Origin of the sequence: Pseudomonas sp. GM24, from assembly GCF_000282235.1 — a bacterium.
GTDB lineage: Bacteria > Pseudomonadota > Gammaproteobacteria > Pseudomonadales > Pseudomonadaceae > Aquipseudomonas.
Genome location: NZ_AKJR01000010.1, coordinates 1 through 15,386, shown reverse-complemented (window position 1 = coordinate 15,386; position 15,386 = coordinate 1). Strand labels below are relative to the sequence as shown.

General features: G+C 58.7%; 12 protein-coding genes. 6 read left to right on the top strand and 6 right to left on the bottom strand.

Annotated features, from left to right (window positions below; translation table 11 throughout):
- Positions 1–11 precede the first annotated feature (11 nt).
- The 3 genes from PMI23_RS00840 to tssA are packed head-to-tail and all read left to right on the top strand — an operon-like array spanning position 12 to position 5,673.
- Entirely contained in the window at positions 12–776 is a 765-nt protein-coding gene (locus PMI23_RS00840) for a DotU/TssL family secretion system protein (protein WP_007911029.1), read from the top strand.
- Positions 773–4,594, top strand: a complete 3,822-nt coding sequence (locus PMI23_RS00835) for a type VI secretion protein IcmF/TssM N-terminal domain-containing protein (RefSeq protein WP_007911027.1) — start codon at positions 773–775, stop codon at positions 4,592–4,594. The genes PMI23_RS00840 and PMI23_RS00835 overlap by 4 nt, the downstream gene beginning before the upstream one ends.
- The gene (gene tssA, locus PMI23_RS00830) at positions 4,591–5,673 is read left to right on the top strand and encodes a type VI secretion system protein TssA (RefSeq protein WP_007911026.1); all 1,083 of its coding nucleotides are present in this window, start codon (positions 4,591–4,593) and stop codon (positions 5,671–5,673) included. The genes PMI23_RS00835 and tssA overlap by 4 nt, the downstream gene beginning before the upstream one ends.
- On the opposite strand, the gene PMI23_RS00825 is transcribed toward tssA, so the two are convergent.
- From PMI23_RS00825 to PMI23_RS00805, 5 genes are all read right to left on the bottom strand, one after another.
- Positions 5,670–6,638 (bottom strand): 2-hydroxyacid dehydrogenase, encoded by a 969-nt coding sequence (locus PMI23_RS00825; protein WP_007911024.1) that lies wholly within the window; start codon positions 6,636–6,638, stop codon positions 5,670–5,672. The genes tssA and PMI23_RS00825 overlap by 4 nt on opposite strands.
- Positions 6,639–6,809: 171 nt before the next feature.
- Positions 6,810–7,238 (bottom strand): hypothetical protein, encoded by a 429-nt coding sequence (locus PMI23_RS00820; RefSeq protein ID WP_007911022.1) that lies wholly within the window; start codon positions 7,236–7,238, stop codon positions 6,810–6,812.
- Between the two features lie 15 nt (positions 7,239–7,253).
- Positions 7,254–7,736 carry a DUF4822 domain-containing protein gene (locus PMI23_RS00815; protein ID WP_007911020.1) on the bottom strand — a complete coding sequence of 161 codons (483 nt, stop codon included), beginning with the start codon at positions 7,734–7,736 and terminating at the stop codon, positions 7,254–7,256.
- Between the two features lie 344 nt (positions 7,737–8,080).
- Positions 8,081–8,605, bottom strand: coding sequence for a cysteine hydrolase family protein (locus PMI23_RS00810; RefSeq protein WP_007911018.1), 525 nt, complete (start codon positions 8,603–8,605; stop codon positions 8,081–8,083).
- A gap of 218 nt (positions 8,606–8,823) precedes the next feature.
- Positions 8,824–9,207 carry a tautomerase family protein gene (locus PMI23_RS00805; RefSeq protein WP_007911017.1) on the bottom strand — a complete coding sequence of 128 codons (384 nt, stop codon included), beginning with the start codon at positions 9,205–9,207 and terminating at the stop codon, positions 8,824–8,826.
- 239 nt (positions 9,208–9,446) lie between these two features.
- Between PMI23_RS00805 and PMI23_RS00795 the strand changes: the two genes are divergently transcribed.
- Complete coding sequence (locus PMI23_RS00795; protein WP_007911016.1) at positions 9,447–9,641, top strand: hypothetical protein; 195 nt, start codon at positions 9,447–9,449, stop codon at positions 9,639–9,641.
- A 539-nt stretch (positions 9,642–10,180) separates the two neighbouring features.
- On the top strand, positions 10,181–11,461 hold the full coding sequence (locus PMI23_RS00785) for an HAAAP family serine/threonine permease (RefSeq protein WP_007911014.1): 1,281 nt from the start codon (positions 10,181–10,183) through the stop codon (positions 11,459–11,461).
- Between the two features lie 303 nt (positions 11,462–11,764).
- Here PMI23_RS00785 and acnB read toward each other — a convergent pair whose 3' ends face one another.
- On the bottom strand, positions 11,765–14,374 hold the full coding sequence (acnB, locus tag PMI23_RS00780) for a bifunctional aconitate hydratase 2/2-methylisocitrate dehydratase (RefSeq protein WP_042704862.1): 2,610 nt from the start codon (positions 14,372–14,374) through the stop codon (positions 11,765–11,767).
- Positions 14,375–14,842: 468 nt separating this feature from the next.
- Here acnB and PMI23_RS00775 point away from each other — a divergent pair, with 468 nt between their 5' ends.
- Positions 14,843–15,313, top strand: coding sequence for a DUF1289 domain-containing protein (locus PMI23_RS00775; protein WP_042704865.1), 471 nt, complete (start codon positions 14,843–14,845; stop codon positions 15,311–15,313).
- Positions 15,314–15,386 lie beyond the last annotated feature (73 nt).

Below are 15,386 nucleotides of genomic sequence, written 5' to 3'. Positions count from 1 at the left end.
AGGAACGCCGTATGTCGCAAGGAAGTGCCGCAAGCCTTGGGTTGCAGGACGCACCGTTGAGCAGCGCGTTCCGCCAGACGTGGCAGCAATGGCAACAGGACTGGGTGCAATTGCCCAAGGACAGCGAGGACGAAGCGGCGCTGGTGGAGACCGTGGTCGAACTCTCGACACAGGCCTCGCAGCGATTGTGGCGCACCGCTTATGCGCGGGTCGGTGATTCGGCGACCGAGCAGGTCAAGGCGTTGGTTTACGCGTTCGTCGCACTGGTCGATGAAACCCTGCTGTTCACCCCTTGGCCTGGACAAGCAGCGTGGCAGGACAAACCTTTGGAGTCGCGTCTGTATGCCAGTCGTCAGGCCGGCGAACAAGTGCCGGCGGCGATTCAAGCTTTGCTCGATGAACAGCAACCGACCACGCGCGATCTGGCCAACGTGTATCTGCAATGCCTGATCCTCGGTTTCCATGGGCGTTTGCGCGGAGAACACAGTCAGGCGCAATTGGAGAAGTGGCGGCTGGCGCTGTACACCTTTGCCTGGCAGGGCGAGGCCAGTTATGTCGATGTCAGTCAGCGTCTGACGCAGCCGTCGCTGACCACGCCATTGCAACTGCCGGTGCGCACGGCGCTGCCGGATGGCTTTCGCCTGGCGTTGGGGATTCTGGCGATGCTGCTGTTGCTGACCGGGCTTGGCCAGTTGCTCTGGCGGGACATTCGTTCGGAACTGGACCCGGTGCTGCAGATCATCGACTCGGTGGTGCCTGCGGAGCAAGACTCATGAGCACCCTGACGATGGTTGCGTGGGTTGTCGCGCTGCTGCTGGTCGTGGTGATCATCGCCGTGGCCGTGTGGTGGTTGCGCACCCAGAGTGGCGCAGCGATCCGCAGTTTTTACGCAGCCGTGCGGCAAATGGAGCAAGAGCAGGGCAGTCATGACCGCTATCAGATGCCATGGCTGCTGATGCTCGGTGACGAAACCCAGGGCACGCAACTGGTCAGTGAATGGCGTCTGCAACCGACCGACAAACCCGCCTGGTTCGGTCGCTGGTGGTCAGATCCCGAAGGCGCCGTGCTGGTGGTGCCGCAAGCGCTGTTTCTGCCCGACGACGGTATGCACTTGCAGCGTGGCGGTTGGTGGCGATTACTTGGTTTGATCCTGCGAATGCGCAGCAAGCGGCCGCTGGACGGGGTGGTCTGGCTGGTGCCGCTCAGTCGTCTGAGCAATCTGGAACAGGCCGCCAGCCTCGGTCTGGCCGCGCGCCGGCGCTTCATCGACCTGTTGCAACGGTTTGGCCTGAGTGTGCCGGTGTACGTGATCATCACCGGACTCGAAGAACTGCCGGGATTCCAGGAACTGATCAGCGCGCTGCCCGACGAGGCCCGCGAGCGTACCCTGGGCTGGTCGTCACCTTATTCACGCGATGCGGTTTGGCAAGGGCAGTGGAGCGATCAGGCACTCGATCGCATCCATCGCGCCATAGCGGAAGCCATCATCGAAATCGGCACCTTGTCCGGCCAGTTGAGCGCCGATCTGTACGCCTTGCCAGAGCGTCTGGAAACCTTGCGCCGCGGTTTGCAGAGTGTTCTGGAACCGGTGTTTCAAGGCAACGCCCAGGGGGAAGCGCCGTGTTTTCGCGGTGTCTATTTCAGCGCCAGTCAGGCCTCGGAGGATGCCAAAGATGGATTTTCCGCTGACGACAGCGGCTTGCAGCAGAGTGTGTTTGTGCGCCAGTTGTGGCGTCAGCGCCTGGTCGGTGAGCGCGGCTTGGCGCAAGGCGTACCGCGCCTGCTGCGTTTGCGTCAGCGTTGGCAGCGGCTGACGGCCGGCGTGGCGCTGGTGGTCGGGGTGATCTGGGCCGTGGCGATGCTCTGGGTTTGGCAGGTGTCGGTCAAGGATGCCCACGAACTGGCGCGGCAGATGCAAGGCGCGCAAAAGGGCTACGTGGCGATCAGCGACGAGGCGCAACGGGTCGACTCGACCCGACGCAATGTGCAGACCTTCTGGCGCGTGCTGGAGCGTGCGCCGCACTGGAACTACGTTTCGCTGGTGTTCCCGACGTCGTGGTTTTCCTCGCTCGACAATCAGCTTGAGCAGCAAGTCTTGCAGTCCACCCAGCGCCACATCATGGTGCCGCTGCATGACCTGTTGAGTGCGCAACTGGCGCAGATCAAGGCGATCCGCAGCACCGACCGACGCAGCAGTGTCGAAAGCGACGACCCGGCGCAGTGGCAGAACTATCTGAAGGCGAACGATCTGGTGGATCGGGCCTTGCGTCTGGAACAGCAGAACCAGTTGTTCAATCAAGTGCAGAACAACCCGCGTGCGCCACTGGACGACTTGGTGCAATTGAGCAACAACGCGCTGTCGCTGAACCTCAACACCGGCACCTTGCCCTACGCGGCGTTCTACAATCGGCTGCTCGTGGCCGCGGAAGACGGCAGCTTGCAGGCGCTGGATCTGAGCGTCGACCGACCACTGATCGTCAGCAACTTTTCCGGATTGATGCAGCGCTGGCTGGATCAGTATTTTCTCGCCGACAACTTTGTCAGCAAGGCCGGTTATCTCAAGTTGCACCTCGATCAATTGGAGGCCGGCAGTGGCAACAGCCTGCGCGAGCTCGAAGAGCTGACCGCGCTGGTCGACGATCTGCAAGCGGCAATTGCCCTGACCAATGCAACGTGGAGCCGTGGCAAAGGCCAGGAATTGGTGCCGGGTTATGGTGACTTCCTCGCCAAAGTGGGCAAGAGCACATTGTTGGGCGCGCAAGTCCAACAAGACCTCGACACACAAGCGTCACGCTTGCAGCAGAGTTTCCGCGATCAATGGATCGCACAGGTTGGCTCGCGGGACAATTTGCTGGTACAGCAAGTCAGCGGGCAATTGGCGTTGCAAGAGCAAGTGGTGAAACTCGATAACGCGATACAGGCCCTGTTCAAGCGCGACTTCGTTTCGGTCGCCCTGCGTGCCAGCGAAGACAACGTCAATATGCAAGGCCAGACCGTGGACGGTGATGACCTCAATGAATCGCTGAAATATTTCGTTGACTACAACAGCTACATCGCCGAAGAACTGCCACGCATTCCACCGGACTATCGCGTTGCGGTGCTCAAAGCCGCCGAGCGTGCCGCCGCCCAGGCGATGTGGTTAAGCCTCAAGGATCACAACGATCAGGCGCATCCTTACGCTGTGTTCAATGTGCAGGCCGAGCAAGCCATGGCCCTGCAAAAGGCTTTCGTCGAGGTGCACCGCGCGGATCTCGCCACGCGTCTGCAAGCGGCGCTCAACCGCCGCGCCATGGCGCAGCTTATTGGTGGTCTGGATGAAATCACCGCGCAACCACTGTTCGGCGGACGGGCCGAAATCAGCCAGTGGGACGGTTCGAAAAACCTTGGTCTGGAACTGTTCGGCGCCAGCGACGTGCAGGATCTGAAACTGAGCCTCAAGCAGCAGTTCAACACCATGCTCGGCATCACTGAGCGGCGCACGTCTTCGTTGCAGTGGCTGACAACACAGCAAGCCAATCTCTCGGCCCTGGATTACGAACGCGTGACGCAGTTCAGTGCGCTCAACGACGAACTGCGCAAATACAAAGAGGCCAACCCGGCCAGTTCGCCGGCACAGATCGAGCAACTGGTCAGCCGCGATTTCGTCGAGATGGACGTCAATTCCTGCCTGCAAATGCTGCAGACCGCCAACATCGCCGGCGGACGCGGCACGTTGGCGATGCGCGCGGTGGAGCTGCAACAGGAAGCCATGCAGCGTTGCCAGATGCTGCAAGTGCAACAGGCCGCTGCGGCATGGAATGAGCTGGCCAACTACTTCAATCAATATCTGGCGGATCGCTTTCCGTTCGCCAACGGCGTGCAGATGCAGGACGCCGATCCGGCGCGGGTTGAATATTTTCTGCAACTGATCGACAAAAAACTGCCGGTCGCGCAGGCCGGCCTTGCCACCAACCAGACCCCGGAACGCCTGGCCGCGGCGGATTTTCTCAACCGCTTGAAGCAAGCCAGCAGTTGGCTGACGCCGCTGTTCGTGCGCGACAAGAGCGGCATCCTTGGCGTCGAGCTGGACGTGCGCTGGCGCACCGATCGCGATGATGAGCTGGGCGCCGATCAGGTGATTGCCTGGGGCTTGCTCGCCGGCAATCAGCAAATCAACTATCCGGCAGCCGAGCAACCGAATCTGCGCTGGATGGTCGGCCAGCCTGTCCGCCTGACCCTGCGCTGGGCGCGAAACGGCAAGGAGCGTCCGGTCAACGACCCGCTGCAACCGAATCTGGTGGTGCGTGATCTGGAGGCCGGTTGGGAGTACGGCGGGCCATGGTCGCTGCTGCGCCTGATGCGCGCGCATTTCTCGGTGCAGCGTCAGCCAAACGTGGATTACACCGATTTCCCGCTGACGTTGCGTTTACCTGTAACCGGGGCGCCGGACAGCGTCACCAGCGAATTCACGCGGATGTTCGTGCGTCTGTCGCTGATGAGCCAGGGCTCGAAACTGCCGCTGTCGATCGCGCCGTTGCCCACCCGTGCGCCGCGTTCGCCGTTTCAGGTGACCGGCAGCACCGTCGCCCTTGAATCGCAGAAGGAAGATTTGTGAACCTGCCATCGGCCGCTGTGCCAGATCTGATTGATCAATTGCTCGCGCCGATCAGCGCGGATGCGCCCTGTGGCGTCGATTTGCGCTATGAGCGTGAGTTCGATCAGTTGCGCGACTTGCGCCGCGAGGACGATGCCAGCCTGCCGACCGGCGTCTGGCAGTCGACACTGAAGCGGGCGAACTGGCCGGAAGTCGAGAAGCTCTCCACTGCGTTATTGCTCGAGCGCAGCAAGGACTTGATGCTTAGCGCGTGGCTTGGCGAAGCCTGGCTGCACCTGCAAGCGCTGGACGGTTTGCCCGGCAGCCTGGCGTTGATCGCCGGTTTATGTGAGCGTTTCCCCGAGCACTTGCACCCACAAGCCGAGGAGGGCGATCAGTCGTGGCGCGTGATTCCGCTGGAATGGCTGGTGCGTCGCTACAGTGAAGTCTTGCTCACTCGCGTGCCGCTGTTCGGCACTCGCAACAGTGATTTCGAGGTTTATACGCTTGAAGTCTGGCGGCGTTTAAAGATTCAGCAGGTGCAGGCCAACGACAGCAAGAATGCCAAGAGCTCGGCAGAAACCGCGCGCAACGAACAGAAAAAACTCAGCGATCAGATCCGCGCCACGCCGCTGGCGTTCTGGTTGCGCACCCAGGGCAATCTGCTGCTGAGCCTGCAACATCTGCAGCGGCTCGACAGCTGGAGCAATGCTTATCTAGGGGATCAGGGCCCGGGATTGCGGCCCTTGCAGGACATTATTCAAGCGCTGCTGACGTTGGTTCAGGAGTTTATCGCCATGCACCCACAACAACCGGCTTCGCCGGCACCGGTGGTGGAAGCCCCCGTCGCCTTGCCGCAACCAGAAGAACCTGCACCGGCTACCCAGGTATTTCGCGAACCGGCCAGTCGCGAAGAGGCTTACCGACAATTGCTGCTGATCGCCGAATACCTTGCCCGCACCGAACCTCACAGCCCCGTGCCGTATCTGATTCGGCGCGGCGTCGAGTGGGGCAACAAACCGCTGAGCGAGTTGCTCGGTGAGTTGATCAGTGCCGATGCGGAATCGCGGCGTTTGTGGACGTTGCTCGGGGTGCTTTAGTGCACGCGTTGATTGTTGAGTTTTGGCGGCAGCGCGATAGGCGTCAGCACAGGCTCGCCCGAGAAGAACGCCACGAGGTTTTTGCCCACCAGCTCCACCGTGCCTTGCGTCGCTTCCGGTGACAGCCCCGCGACGTGGGGTGTCAGCAACACGTTGCTCAGGGTTTTCAGCGCATCCGGCACTTGTGGCTCGTGGTCGAACACATCCAGCGCGGCGCCGGCAATTTTGCGTTGTTCAAGGGCGGTGATCAGATCCGCCGTGGCGATCACACTGGCGCGGGCAATATTGACGATAAACCCTTTCGGACCGAGCGCATCGAGCACCGCGCGGGTAATCAGATGCTGTGTGCCGATACCGCCGGGCGTGGCGACGATCAGGAAGTCCGACGCTCGCGCCAGTTCGGTCGGCGTCGAGCAGAACGCGTACGGCACATCGTTGCGCACCTGACGGCTGTGATAGCTGATCTGCATGTCGAAACCGAGGTTCGCGCGTTTGGCGATCGCCATGCCCACTGCGCCCAGCCCGAGAACCCCCAGGCGTTTGCCGGCCAGCGACGGGCGCATGATCTTCGGCCATTCACCCCGGCGCACTGCGGCGTCGCAACGTGGTATATCGCGCACCAGTGCCAACAACATTGCCAGCGCATGGTCGGCCACCGATGAGGCGTTGACTCCGGCGCCGTTGGTCACGGTAATGCCACGGTTGCTGGCGGCTTGCAGGTCGACCTGTTCGTAACCGGCGCCGATGACCGTAATGATCTTTAACGCGGGCAGGGCGGCGATCTCATCGGCTGTCAGACCCAGCGGGCCACGGGTCAGCACCGCGTCGATGCGGCTGCCTTGGGTGGCAATGGCTTGCGCACGTTCAGCGGGCGTGGGGGCAAGGATCAGGTGGAAGCCCTGATGTTCGAGAATCGGCAAGTAGTCATTGATGGTTTCAACCAGTACCAGAACGGTGGCGGGCATTGCGCGGCTCCTGTGAACGTCGGCGGGTTGGTCGCGAAAGTCGTTTCAGAGTGCTGAATCCGCAGCGACTTGGCAATCGTTGTCATTGGCGCAGTGGTGCTTTGATTCTGGACGGCTTCGGGCAAGAAGCAAGGTTAGGCAGCACACCGGTGATCCGCTGTGCTGTCGACATCATTGGGCCGCTTGGGCTTTGGTTTGCTCAGCCATCGCGAGCGGCTTGATATCGTAGGTCGGATAGAACTCGGTGCGGTAACTGCCCCATGCGGTGTTTTCCAGCGCCAGGTTAACTTCCGCCAGACGCGAGACAGGAAAGCGCACGGTCACGACCTGGCCGATCCCCATCATGATGTTCCAGCTCACCACCTCGACTCCGGCCGGGGGGAACGTTTTATGGAAACCCTGTTGCGCAAGCTGAGCCTTTAGTTCACTTAACGGTCGGGTTTGATCATGTTTCAGAAACACGGTCAGCATCATCGCGTTGTCGGCGGTGGCGACGGCGTTTTTTGCGGGCTGGGTGGCAGCTTGTGCGCTGACCCCGGCGCAATAGACAGAAGAAATCAGTAACGTCGACATCAGCAGGGTTTTAATTGACTTTTGCATAGCGAACTCCTGGTTTTATTGTTTGATGGCGGACTTGGTTTCTATCGTTCCGGTATAGGGCGCGTGAACGACATGAATGCGCACAAGAGGATTGTTGTCGACCATGTCGCGGGGGACTTCCCGAGAATAAGTGAACTCACGTTTGTTCAGTGTTTCCAGACGTCTGACCCATGTTTTGGTCGGACCGATATCCGGCACAAGAATGTGCTGTTGCTGATCGCCGGTGACAAAGAAATACCCGCCACCGCCATTGTTGTACTTTGATTCGCCTGTATCGGTGTAAAAGAATTCGTATCGATTGCGCTCGGGATCCCACGTCGATATACCAACGACGCCGGGGTACTTCTCTTTGACGTCGGTTTCAGGGGCGCCGTCGATATAGACCTTGGTGGTCAGCCATCGTGGCGAAGAAGCCAGCTCGCGGACATCGGCGTTGGCGCTGGCGAGCGGCGCAAGCAGTGCGGCCAACAACAGGCCGGTCATCATGTTCTTGTGCATGCTGTGTCCTCTTGATCACACTTGAATTATTAGTCTTCGAATTCGGAGCGATAAAAATATAGACCTGCCATGGAATATTGTTCAATGGCTGGGTAGTTGTTTGTAACAAATGGCTGGTATTCGATTTTAAGTAATATTTTGTTATGAGTATTTGTGGCTGTTTAACTTGTAGGATTATTCTGAAAGTTTGTTGGTTGATTGGTTTATTTGTTGGCGTTTTCTGTGGTTAACGTCGCTGGCGTCATTAACTGATTACACGAAGCCGTAGGACAAGGGATGCCGTAACAAATGTCTGGTTGACGCAACCGCAGCAAGTGAAGTTGCGTCTATTTCGGGAGGCTTCCTTAGAACTTCACTTCCGCACTGTCGATTAACCGTGCGAAAGCGGCACCGAGGGTGGCGTTGTGATGGTTGATGATCGCTTCAGCCGATAGCGCAGCAGTGTCCATGCAGGTGTGGGCGTCGCTGACCAGCAGTGGTCTGAAGCCCAGATCGGCAGCGCTGCGACAGGTGCTGTCGATGCAGAACTGGCTTTTCATGCCAACCACATAGAGGTCTTCTACCTGTGCGGCTTTGAGTTGCTGTGCGAGGTCAGTGCCATGGAAAGCATCGGGGCGGGATTTGTCGAAGAGGGTGTCGATGTCAGCGTCCAGTTCAAGCGCTGGCAACAATTGCCAGAATGGACTGCCAGCGGCAATCGGTGAGCCATCCGGGCCGGTGTGGCGCACGGCGAAGATCGGCACTTGAGTCGCGCGGGCCTGAGCGACCAGGCGCCGGATGTTGGCCAGAATCCGTTCGCCCTGATAGGGCTTTTCCGGTCCGTGGAACAGACCGACCTGCATATCGATGATCAACAGTGCTGCGGGCATGGTGTTTCTCCTTGGGTGCTGCAGATGCCGCACGGACGGGAGAAACAACAAGGCCCCGTCCATTGCTGGCGGGGCCTTGGGTTTGCTGCGCTGGGGTTACCTCAGACAGAAACACCACGACCCGCCGGTGGCGGTCGTGGTGGTACGGGTGAGTTGCAGCGCGCGAATGTTCATGGGCCGATCATGCTGGCGCTGATAACGGGCTGTCAATGAGCGGGTCAAGTGACGTACTGCGCGACGCCATTGCCGAATGACCAGTTCTCTTTTTTTACCTCGACCAGATTGATGAACACGTCTTCCAGGCGCACCGCCAATTGTGTGTGCAGGCTTTCGGCGATGGTTTTGAACAGCAACTGCTTTTTCTCCACCGTGCGCCCTTCGCTGATGGTGATTTGAATGAACACCACGCCATCGCTGCGCTGGATCCCCAGATACTGCGGGTCGTAGACGAGGTGTTGGTCATCATGCTCGGTGAGGATCTGGAAGTTGTCGTGCTCGGGCACATCGATACAACTGCGCAGGGCCGCGTAGATCTGCTCGCCGATGCGTTTGGCGAAAGTGGGGTCGGGGTTATGTCTGATGTCGACACGAACCAGTGGCATGGAAGGCTCCGCAGGGCAGGGGACTCATCTCACGCTAGATCATGTGGGGCAAATTGAAAGGATTGGGGGCTTGAAATCGACGCAGTTCCTTAAAAGTCACTGTATGAGGCTGCCTACTTTACTCACGGATTTTGCCTACGAAACCGCCAGACTCGTCCGCTACCCGGCAGGTGATCAATGCGAAATCATGAGGGTACAAAGCAGCCAAGGTAACGGCTGCCAATAGCCAAGGAAGGCGCATGCTTCAGAATGATCGGGAAAATCTGGAACTCGAAAGACTACAAAACGAATCACGCAAGCTCATTGTCGAGAGGCGCAAGCTTATGGCTGAGGAAAACAAATTAAAGCGAGAAGGGTTCTGGTACCCGGTAGCGGTAGGCACGGGGCTGCTGACTGCGATTACAGCTGTATTCGGAATATTGACCAAGCTTTAATTTTGAAGCGCTTTACACATCATGGTTCGCGACCAGGCGTACCGGATGTTCAACAACGGTTTACATGACAGATTGGTTTCGTGACCTCGCAAAGGACAATAAACATGTACATAGAGGACCCTAAAGCCAGAGCTGAACGACTTCGACGAGAGGACGCCGAGTTCGCTGAAGAGGCCAGAGGTCTGTCCCCGGCTGAGATTCGCTCAGAATTATTCAGGTTCAGTATGGGGGCAATATTTGCGCTGGTCGTCATCACCATCGGGACGATAGTGCTTCGTTCGATCTGAAATGTTTTCCAGAGACCGCTTAGCTTGGATGCGCGCTAAAAGCGACATTCAACTTAGCTGGGGGCGACAGCTATTAATCCGAAAACGACACCCCGCTGATCTGCTCCGCACAACCATTCCTCAGCTAAGTCTTTGCTTCTGCTCATTTATCACGGAGAATCGCGCCCCTGTTTCGGCCGGAGCATGTCTGTCGGTTTTTTCCGACGCGTCCTGACCGAGTGGCAAGTGACCGGAATGCGGAGATCCGACCGGATGAATGATCAGGCCAATAGCGTCGAAGAGCGCTTTGATGCAGCAGCACCCGCTGAACTTTCGAGCTGGAATCGCCAGGACACCACCTGGATGTTGGGACTGTTTGGGACGGCCATCGGCGCCGGCACACTGTTTTTGCCGATCAACGCAGGGCTGGGTGGTTTCTGGCCGCTGGTGATCCTTGCGCTGTTGGCGTTCCCGATGACGTTCTACGCCCACCGTGGCCTGACCCGCTTTGTGCTTTCCGGTCGCGAAGGCGCCGACATCACTGAAGTGGTCGAGCAGCATTTCGGCATCAAGGCCGGTGCGCTGATCACGCTGCTGTACTTCTTCGCCATTTTCCCGATCCTGCTGATTTACAGCGTCGGCCTGACCAACACGGTCGCCAGTTTCCTCGAGCATCAACTGCACATCACACCGCCACCGCGCGCGCTGCTGTCGTTCGTGCTGATCCTCGGCTTGCTGGCGGTGGTACGTTGTGGCGAGCAGGCGATCGTCAAGGCCATGAGCCTGATGGTCTATCCGTTTATTGTCGCGCTGTTGTTTCTCGCCGTTTATTTGATTCCGCACTGGAACGGCGGCATCCTCGCCACCGCTTCGCACGTGCCGGCACCGTCTGCGTTGCTGCACACGCTGTGGCTGGCAATTCCGGTGATGGTGTTCTCGTTCAACCATTCGCCGATCATCTCGGCGTTTGCAGTCGATCAGAAGCGTCGTTACGGCGTCCACGCTGAAGAGCGCAGCTCGCAGATTCTGTCCCGCGCACACGCGTTGATGGTGCTGATGGTGCTGTTCTTCGTGTTCAGTTGCGTACTGACGTTGTCGCCAGAGCAATTGGCGGAAGCCAAAGAGCAGAATCTGTCGATCCTGTCTTATCTGGCCAACCATTTCAGCAACCCGACCATCGCCTTTGCGGCGCCGCTGATTGCGTTCGTGGCGATCTCCAAATCGTTCCTCGGTCACTACATCGGTGCCAGTGAGGGCCTGAAAGGCTTGATCGTGAAGAGCGGCAAGCGTCCGAGCGCCAAGGCACTGGATCGTATCGTGGCGGCATTCATGCTAGTGATCTGCTGGATCATCGCGACGCTGAACCCGAGCATTCTGGGCATGATCGAAACTGTAGGCGGCCCGGTAATCGCGGCGATTCTGTTCCTGATGCCGATGTATGCGATTCGCAAGGTTCCGGCGATGGCACGCTATCGTGGTCAGGCGTCTAACGTGTTTGTGACGGCGGTAGGTCTGGTAGCGATTTCGGCACTGGTTTACAAGCTGACGATGTAACACGGCTTCAATCGATAAAAACCGCTGTGCCTGCCCGGGCACAGCGGTTTTTTTTGGCTCGGGAGCTGAGCTTGCTCGCGAAAGGGGTGAGTCATTGGCAACGATGTCGACTGACACTCCGCCATCGCTGGCAAGCCAGCTCCCATAGGGTCATGTGTAAAACTCAGCCTCTTGAAAACGCCATAAACCCCTGTGGGAGCTGGCTTGCCAGCGATGAGGCCCGAACAGACAACCACCCTCCATCAGGCATAAAAAAACGCCGCTCATCTCACGATGGGCGGCGTTTTTCATTGCGTTGTTACGTTAGGCTTGAACGACCGGGATGTTGGCGTTCGCAGCAGCTTCACGGAACTCGGCGATCTGGTCGAAGGACAGGTAGCGGTAGATATCGGCCGCCATGCTGTCGATCTTGCCAGCGTATTCCATGTACTCCTCGACAGTCGGCAGGCGACCCAGGATCGAAGCAACGGACGCCAGCTCAGCCGAAGCCAGGTAGACGTTCGCGCCGTCGCCCAGACGGTTCGGGAAGTTACGGGTCGACGTCGACACCACGGTGCTGTTCGGCTCAACGCGTGCCTGGTTACCCATGCACAGCGAGCAGCCTGGCATTTCCATGCGTGCGCCAGCCTTGCCGTAGATGCCGTAGTAGCCTTCTTCGGTCAGTTGGTGAGCGTCCATCTTGGTCGGCGGCGACAGCCACAGACGGGTTGGCAGCTGACCTTTGACCTGATCCAGCAACTTACCGGCAGCGCGGAAGTGACCGATGTTGGTCATGCACGAACCGATGAACACTTCGTCGATCTTCTCGCCAGCAACGCTGGACAGCAGACGGGCATCGTCCGGGTCGTTCGGCGCGCACAGTACCGGCTCGCTGATGTCGGCCAGATCGATTTCGATGACTTCGGCGTATTCGGCGTCGGCATCGGCTTCCATCAGTTCCGGGTTGGCCACCCAGGCTTCCATCGCTTGAGCACGACGTTCCAGAGTACGAGCATCGCCGTAGCCTTCGCCGATCATCCAGCGCAGCAGGGTGATGTTGGAGTTCAGGTACTCGGTGATCGATTCTTTCGACAGCTTGATGGTGCAACCGGCAGCCGAACGTTCGGCCGAGGCGTCGGACAGTTCGAACGCCTGCTCCAGGGTCAGACCTTCCAGACCTTCGATTTCCAGGATGCGGCCGGAGAAGGCGTTTTTCTTGCCTTTCTTCTCGACGGTCAGCAGGCCGTTCTGGATAGCGAAGTAAGGAATCGCATGAACCAGGTCACGCAGGGTGATGCCAGGTTTCATTTTGCCTTTGAAGCGCACCAGGATCGATTCCGGCATGTCCAGCGGCATAACGCCGGTGGCCGCAGCAAACGCAACCAGACCGGAACCGGCCGGGAACGAAATGCCCATCGGGAAACGGGTGTGCGAGTCACCACCGGTACCGACGGTGTCTGGCAGCAGCATGCGGTTCAGCCACGAGTGGATGATGCCGTCGCCCGGACGCAGGGAAACGCCGCCGCGGGTCATGATGAAGTCAGGCAGGGTGTGGTGGGTGGTCACGTCGATCGGCTTTGGATACGCCGCGGTGTGGCAGAAGGACTGCATCACCAGATCAGCGGAGAAGCCCAGGCACGCCAGGTCTTTCAGTTCGTCACGGGTCATTGGACCGGTGGTGTCCTGAGAACCTACGGTGGTCATCTTCGGTTCGCAGTAGGTGCCAGGACGAACGCCTTGGCCTTCTGCCAGACCGCAAGCTTTACCAACCATTTTCTGCGCCAGGGTGAAACCCTTGGTGCTTTCAGCTGGAGCTTCCGGCTTCTTGAACAGATCGAACGGAGGCAGACCCAGTTCGGCGCGAGCCTTCTCGGTCAGGCCACGGCCGATGATCAACGGGATACGGCCGCCGGCACGGACTTCGTCCAACAGCACCGGGGTTTTCATTTCGAAGGTGGTCAGGACTTCGTCGGTGCCGTGTTTGCAGACTTTGCCAGCATGCGGGTACAGGTCGATCACGTCGCCCATGTTCATGTTGGAAACGTCGAACTCGATTGGCAGTGCGCCGGCATCTTCCATGGTGTTGTAGAAGATCGGAGCGATTTTGCTGCCGAAGCAGAAACCGCCAGCGCGCTTGTTCGGCACGTAAGGAACGTCGTCGCCGAAGAACCACAGTACCGAGTTGGTCGCCGATTTACGCGAGGAACCGGTACCGACCACGTCACCGACGTAGGCGATCGGGAAGCCTTGACCGCGCATTTCTTCGATCTGCTTCATCGGGCCGATGGCGCCCTGCTGATCAGGAACGATGCCGTCACGGGCCATTTTCAGCATGGCCAGGGCGTGCAGCGGGATGTCTGGACGCGACCAGGCATCTGGAGCAGGGGACAGGTCGTCGGTGTTGGTTTCGCCGGTAACCTTGAAGACGCGCAGGCTGATCTTGTCGGCCAGGGTCGGACGGTTCTTGAACCACTCGCCGTCAGCCCAGGATTGCAGCACGGCTTTAGCGTGAGCGTTGCCGTTCTTGGCTTTTTCCGCCACGTCGTGGAACGCATCGAACATCAGCAGGGTGTGCTTGAGTTGCGCGGCAGCGACTGGCGCCAGTTCGGCGTCGTCCAGCAGGTCAACCAGGGTCACGATGTTGTAGCCGCCCTGCATGGTGCCGAGCAGTTCTACAGCGCGCTTTTTGTCCAGCAGAGGGGAGGAAACTTCGCCTTTGGCCAGTGCAGACAGGAAGCCGGCTTTGACATAGGCCGCTTCGTCCACGCCTGGTGGAATGCGATTGGTGATCAGGTCAACGAGAAATTCTTCTTCGCCAGCCGGAGGGTTTTTCAGCAGCTCGACCAGGCCTGCTGTTTGTTCGGCGTTAAGCGGCTGGGGAACGATACCCAGGGCTGCACGCTCTTCGATATGTTTGCGGTAGGCTTCAAGCACAGTTATTACCCTCATCAGTGGTCCCAAATGGGTGTCCGGGACGCTCATCCCGAAATTGCCGTACTCATGCTCCTCACGACGTTGTGGGTCGTTCGGCCAGAATTACCGGCAATTCCTTACAGAAGCTGCTTTCAAAGTTTTACGCCTGCAGAACGGGGAGCTGATGAGGGTTGGCGGTGGATTTTTCCCCGCTGGAGAAATCCATCGCCAACACCGCTCTGAAGGAACGACTGTGCTCGTGACGCTTTGAAAACAGCTTCTAACGGACATTGGCGCCTTAAAAGGCTGGCTGATTCTACGGCAAAAAAAATTTAAAGGTAAGTCGCGCTCTATTGGACTTTCGTGGCAATGCGCGTGGCCGGGGCAAATGCCGCGCGCGGCTGTGACCCTGATGTTTGAGGGGTGATCAATGCCCGACAAAGGGCTAACATGCCGACCTGTTCCGCGTTTCAGTGTTTTGCCTATCTTATGCCCAATCAGACCATCAAGACCCCCTGCGTCGGCCTCTGCTCCACTGTTTACGGTGATCTGGTGTGCCGTGGCTGCAAGCGTTTCCACCACGAAGTGATCCACTGGAATGAGTACAACGAGGAGGAAAAGCGTGCAGTGTGGCTGCGTCTGGAGCAATTGCTGTCACAAGTGATGGCGGGCAAGGTCGAGATTTTCGATTCGGCGCGCCTGCGCGAACAGCTGGAACAGCGCAAGATCCGCTTCGTGCCGCATCAGTCGGAGTATTGCTGGGCGTATCAGCTGATTGCCCGTGGCGCGCGGGTGATCATTAATCTGGAAGCCTACGGGATGGTGTTGCTGCCGGAGTTTCGCGACTGGAACCTGCCGGAATTGCGTGATGCCATTGATCGGGAATTCTTCCTGCTGTCGGAAGCGCACTATCAGCGCTACATCGCCCCCGGATTCCTCAAAGACGCCTTTGGCGCCTGAAGGTCAAAAGATCGCAGCGTGCCGCAGCTCCTACATGGGAATGCGTTCTACCTGTAGGAGCTGCCGAAGGCTG

Excerpts from the sequence above, each read along its gene's own strand:
- PMI23_RS00840 (WP_007911029.1), top strand. The coding sequence starts at position 12 with ATGTCGCAAGGAAGTGCCGCAAGCCTTGGGTTGCAGGACGCACCGTTG.
- PMI23_RS00835 (WP_007911027.1), top strand. The coding sequence starts at position 773 with ATGAGCACCCTGACGATGGTTGCGTGGGTTGTCGCGCTGCTGCTGGTC.
- PMI23_RS00825 (WP_007911024.1), bottom strand. The coding sequence starts at position 6,638 with ATGCCCGCCACCGTTCTGGTACTGGTTGAAACCATCAATGACTACTTG.
- PMI23_RS00820 (WP_007911022.1), bottom strand. The coding sequence starts at position 7,238 with ATGCAAAAGTCAATTAAAACCCTGCTGATGTCGACGTTACTGATTTCT.
- PMI23_RS00815 (WP_007911020.1), bottom strand. The coding sequence starts at position 7,736 with ATGCACAAGAACATGATGACCGGCCTGTTGTTGGCCGCACTGCTTGCG.
- PMI23_RS00810 (WP_007911018.1), bottom strand. The coding sequence starts at position 8,605 with ATGCCCGCAGCACTGTTGATCATCGATATGCAGGTCGGTCTGTTCCAC.
- PMI23_RS00805 (WP_007911017.1), bottom strand. The coding sequence starts at position 9,207 with ATGCCACTGGTTCGTGTCGACATCAGACATAACCCCGACCCCACTTTC.
- PMI23_RS00795 (WP_007911016.1), top strand. The coding sequence starts at position 9,447 with ATGCTTCAGAATGATCGGGAAAATCTGGAACTCGAAAGACTACAAAAC.
- PMI23_RS00785 (WP_007911014.1), top strand. The coding sequence starts at position 10,181 with ATGAATGATCAGGCCAATAGCGTCGAAGAGCGCTTTGATGCAGCAGCA.
- PMI23_RS00775 (WP_042704865.1), top strand. The coding sequence starts at position 14,843 with ATGCCCAATCAGACCATCAAGACCCCCTGCGTCGGCCTCTGCTCCACT.